2 protein-coding genes and 2 pseudogenes are annotated in these 4,675 nt (G+C 72.8%); 2 read left to right on the forward strand and 2 right to left on the reverse strand.

The window, feature by feature from the left end:
* Positions 1 to 1,111, forward strand: a pseudogene (locus tag AB0C29_RS34370) (hypothetical protein); the annotation flags it as partial.
* Here the strand turns inward: AB0C29_RS34370 and AB0C29_RS34375 are convergent.
* Together AB0C29_RS34375 and AB0C29_RS34380 are read right to left on the reverse strand one after the other, a co-directional pair.
* A complete protein-coding gene (locus AB0C29_RS34375) occupies positions 1,039 to 4,056 on the reverse strand; it encodes an EAL domain-containing protein (RefSeq protein ID WP_360829243.1) in 3,018 nt (1,005 codons plus the stop codon). The pseudogene AB0C29_RS34370 and the gene AB0C29_RS34375 sit on opposite strands and share 73 nt — an antisense overlap.
* A gap of 72 nt (positions 4,057 to 4,128) precedes the next feature.
* Positions 4,129 to 4,497, reverse strand: a complete 369-nt coding sequence (locus AB0C29_RS34380; RefSeq protein WP_360829246.1) for a hypothetical protein — start codon at positions 4,495 to 4,497, stop codon at positions 4,129 to 4,131.
* Between AB0C29_RS34380 and AB0C29_RS34385 the strand changes: the two are divergent.
* Positions 4,491 to 4,675: pseudogene (locus AB0C29_RS34385) on the forward strand (hypothetical protein); the annotation flags it as partial. The gene AB0C29_RS34380 and the pseudogene AB0C29_RS34385 sit on opposite strands and share 7 nt — an antisense overlap.

Raw genomic sequence — 4,675 nt, forward strand, 5'->3', positions numbered from 1 at the left:
GAGCACCCTGCAGGTCGTCGGCGGTGCGGAGACCGTGCTCACCGCCGGTGCCATCGCCCGGGTCCACGGCCTCGGCGGCGTCCGGGTCGGTGACCGGCTCGGCCCCGCCGGTGACCACGGTCCCGCGCCGCAGTTCTCCCCGCCGAGCCTGGAGTCGCTGGTCCGGCCCCGCGACCCGGCCCAGCGGGTACGGCTGCACGCCGCCCTGACCGCCCTGGCCGACGAGGACCCGCTGATCCGCGTCCGTACGGTGCCCGGCGGCGGCACCTCCGTGCTGCTGTACGGCGCAGTCCAGCGCGAGGTGCTGACCGACCGGCTGGCCCGCGACTTCGGCCTGGCCGCGGAGTTCGGCGAGATCCGGCCGGTCTACTTCGAGCGGGTCGCCGGCACCGGCGAGTGCGTGGTCGCGTTCGACCCGCGCCGGCCCAACGACTTCTGGGCCACCGTCGGGTTGCGGGTCGAGCCGGGACCGCCGGGTTCCGGGCTGCGCCACCGCCGTGACGTGCAACCGGGTGCTGTCCCGAAGGCCTTCCACCGGGCGACCGAGGAGGCCGTACGCCGCACGCTGGAGCAGGGGCTGCGGGGCTGGGAAGTGGTCGACTGCACTGTCACGGTCGTCCGTACCGGCTACAAGGCGCCGATGTCGACGGCCGCCGACTTCCGCGGTCTGACACCGGTCGTGGTGCTGCGGGCCCTGCGCGAGGCCGGGACCCGGGTGTGCGAGCCGTGCCAGGCTTTCGAGCTGGAGGTGCCCGCCGTGGCGCTGAACACGGTGCTCGGCCGGCTGGCGGTTCTCGGCGCCGACGTCACCGGCTCGGCCGAGCGGGCGGAGTCGTGGGTGGTCACCGGGCTGTTGCCGGCCCGGCTGATGCATGAGCTCACCACCGCCCTGCCGGGGCTGACCCACGGCGAGGGCGCCCTGTGGAGCCGGCCCGGCCCCGACCGGCCGCTGCGCGGGCCCGCGCCGAGCCGGCCGAGGCTGGACGGCAATCCGCTCAACTACGAGGAGTACCGGCGCTTCCTCAGCGCCCGGCCGCCTCAGGCCGCGACGCCCACCACACCCAGCAGCGGCGGGATCTCGGCCGGCCACAGCGGGCGGGCGAACAGGTAACCCTGGGCGTACGGGCAGCCCATTCGTTCCAGTAGCTCGCGCTGGGCGCCGTCCTCGATGCCCTCGGCGACCACGGTCAGGTCCAGGTTGCGGGCCAGCGTGACGATCGCGTTGACCAGCGCGCGCTGCTGCGGGCTGGCGATGATGTCGTCGATGAACGACTTGTCGATCTTGAGTACGTCGACCGGCATCTGCCGCAGGTAGCTCAGCGAGGAGTAGCCGGTGCCGAAGTCGTCGATGGCGATCCGCACGCCCAGCTCGCGCAGCACCCGCAGGTCGGCCCAGACCTGTTCGGCGTCGCGCAGCACCAGGCTCTCGGTGATCTCCAGCAGCAGCCACCCGGGCTGCGCGCCGGCGTCGGCGATGGCCTGGCGGACCTGGTCCACGAAGCCGGGGGTGCGGAACTGCCGGGCCGAGACGTTCACGCTCACGTAGCCCAGCGCCGGCTGCGGGTCGGCGGCGTGCCAGGCGGCGAACTGGCGCAGCGACTCGCCCAGCACCCACGCCCCGATGCCGACGATCGCGCCACTCTCCTCGGCCAGGTCGATGAAGTGGTACGGCCCCAGCAGCCCCCGCTCCGGGTGCTGCCAGCGCACCAGCGACTCGACCCCGACGACGGCCTGGGTCGTGATGTCCACGATCGGCTGGTACTGCAGCACGAACTGCCGCGCGTCGATCGCCTCCAGCAGCGAGGTGCGCAGCTCGAGCCGCTCCACCATGGCGGTGTGCAGGTCGCTCTGGTAGCGCTGCCAGGTTCCCTTGCCCGCGCCCTTGGCCAGGTACAGCGCCAGGTCGGCGTGGCGCAGCAGCTCGGTCGGGCTGGTCGCGTCGTGGTTGGTCGCCACGCCGACACTGGCCGCGCCGTTGACGATGTGCGTACCGCCGAGACCGTCGCTCACCTCGACCGGCGTGGACAGCGCGCTGATGATGCGGGCCGCCACCTCCTCGGCGGCGCTGGCGTCGGCGGCGTGCGCGACCAGGATGGCGAACTCGTCGCCGCCCATCCGGGCGGCCGTGTTGCCCGGCCCGATCGCCTGGGCGATGCGCTGGCCGACCGCGACCAGCAGCTGGTCACCGACGGCGTGCCCGAGGGTGTCGTTGACCTCCTTGAAGTCGTCCAGGTCGACGAAGAGCACACCGAGCTCGCCGGCGCCGCTCTCGGCGAGCACGAACGCGTGGTCGAGCCGGTCGCGGAACAGCACCCGGTTGGCCAGCCCGGTGAGGCCGTCGTGGAAGGCCTGGTGGGCCAGGTCGTTCTCCAGCCGGCGGCGTTCGGTGACGTCGCGGACGGTCAGCACCACGCCCGCGACGGTCGGGTCGGCGCGCAGGTCGCGCCCGCCGCACTCGACCTGCAGCAGGCGCCGGTCCGCGCAGACGGCGGTGAGGTCGATGCCGTCGGCGTGCCCGCGTTCGGTGCGGATCCGCACCAGGGCGTCGGCCAGGGCGTCGTGGTGGGTGTCGGCGATGAGCATGGCCAGCGGGGTGCCGGTCAGTTCGGTCCAGCCGAAGACGGTGGCGGCGGACGGGCTCGCGTACCGGATCCGGTCGTCGTCGCCGATGATCAGGATGACGTCCGACGCGCTCTGGATCAGGGTCCGGAAGTAGGCCTCGCCGTCGCGGCGGCTGATCTCGCCGGCCAGGCCGATCCGCTCGACGACCATGGTGACCTGGTCGAACAGCGCCTGCACGGCCGGGAGCAGGGAACGCAGCGTGGGCGTCGGGGCGGCCAGGTGGATCGAGCCGCGCTTGGGCGGGTTGCCGGGCAGGATCATGACGGCGTGCAGGGCGGACTCGAAGCCGTACCCGGGCGCCGGCTCCAGGCTGACGCCGAACTCGACGGTGCCGCCGTCCGTCAGCGGCGTCTTCTCACCCACGATGAGCTCGTAGCGGCGCTCGGCGGGCATCAGCATGGCGACGGCGGCCCGTACGGCCGCCATGATGTCGTCCTCGGTGGTCGCGGCGGCCAGGTCGGCGTTGGCCCGGCGCAGCGCGGTCTCGCGCAGGTTGGTCTGGCGCTGCTCGGCCAGCAGGTCCCCGACCCGGCCCATGACCAGCAGGAACATCAGCGCCGAGCCGGCCGCGATGACGGGCGCGTCGACCACGCCGCCGCTGAGGTATTCGGCCAGCAGCACGGCGGGCGCGATCAGGGTGGCGATCGAGAGCAGCACCAGCCGGCGCCCACCGGTCTCGACCCGGGTGCAGGCCGGGGCGCGGTCGTCGGTCAGCCAGATCATCGACGGGTGCAGCGCGGCGTAGCCGGCCCCCGCGTAGAAGACGATCCAGCCCAGGTCGATCGGGCCACCGACGATCCAGTCGCTGTCCAGCCGGCCCAGACCGTAGACGACGTCGGAGACCAGCACACCGACGATCGAGGCGGCGAGCCAGCTCACCGCCGGCGGCTTGCGCCCGGCCGCGGTCAGCAGCCGGATCATCATCGCCAGCGCCAGCACGTCACCCAGCGGGTACGCGACCGAGACGGCCTTCTCCACCAGTGTCAGCTCGGTGGCCCGGGTGTATGGGGCGATCATGTAGACCCAGGAGAGCAGGCCCAGGCTGACCGTGGGCACGAGCGCGTCGAGCAGCGCCGCCCGGTTGCCCTCCCCGGAGCGGGCCCGGATGAACAGCGTCAGCGCGGCCGCGAGCAGCGGGTAGACCAGCAGGTACAGCACGTCCGAGGGGCCCGGGAACGGCGCGTCGAGCTCCAGCGCCTCCTGGGCGTAGTAGATGATGTCGCCGCCGACGAAGAAGACCAGGGCGACGGCGAGCAGATACCAGGGCAGGGCCCGTGTCGGCCGGTGCGCGCGGACGCCCAGCACGATCGCGGCCGCGCCGGACAGCCCGATCAGTCCCCAGGTGAAGACGTGCAGGCTGGGCCAGAGGTAGTAGACCGCGGTCAGCACGGTGAGCCAGACGGCGAAGCAGGCGCGAACGATTCGCGTCGTCATCCGGCCTCCGTTCGGCGGACTGCGGGCAGGTCACCTCTCCCATCGGCGGCGATCGGGTCGGCTTGAGACGGTTTACGCCCAGATCTCCGTACCGGTGGTGACGGTCCGGTCGGTGTCGGCCGCCTCCTCGACAGCCAGCGCGATCAGGTGGTCCTGTGCCCCGTCAGCCAAAGGGTAGGGCGCGGGGGCGGTGCCGCGCACCCATGCGGCGGTGGCGTCCAGCAGAGTGGCGATGGCGATCTCCTCGTCGCTCCAGCGCCGGCCCGGGTACGGGTTGCGGTACAGCACCTCGCCGCCCAGCGTGATGGTGTCGGTGTCGAAGCCGTCCAGGTCCAGGTCGTAACCGGTCTGCCGGCGTACCAGGGGCGACCGGACCAGCGTGCGCGGCTCGCTGAGCCGGATCACCTCGTCGTCGCGCAGCTCCCCGTGGCTGCCGCGCACCAGCAGCCGCCGGAAGCGCAGCTGGTTGTGCCACTGGTTGTCGGTGAAGTCGTAGAGCCCGGAGCGGCCGTCGCCGAAGTCGAGCGTCGGCGGCCGTCGCCAACAACAAGTGCCGGGTCTGTCCGGTCAAGACCAGTTGTCCCAACTCCGGTCAGGGCCGGCAGGTCGTCGAGCCGTG

It is taken from the genome of Actinoplanes sp. NPDC048791 (genome assembly GCF_040650095.1).
Taxonomy (GTDB): domain Bacteria; phylum Actinomycetota; class Actinomycetes; order Mycobacteriales; family Micromonosporaceae; genus Actinoplanes.

Excerpts from the sequence above, each read along its gene's own strand:
- AB0C29_RS34375 (WP_360829243.1), bottom strand. The coding sequence starts at position 4,056 with ATGACGACGCGAATCGTTCGCGCCTGCTTCGCCGTCTGGCTCACCGTG.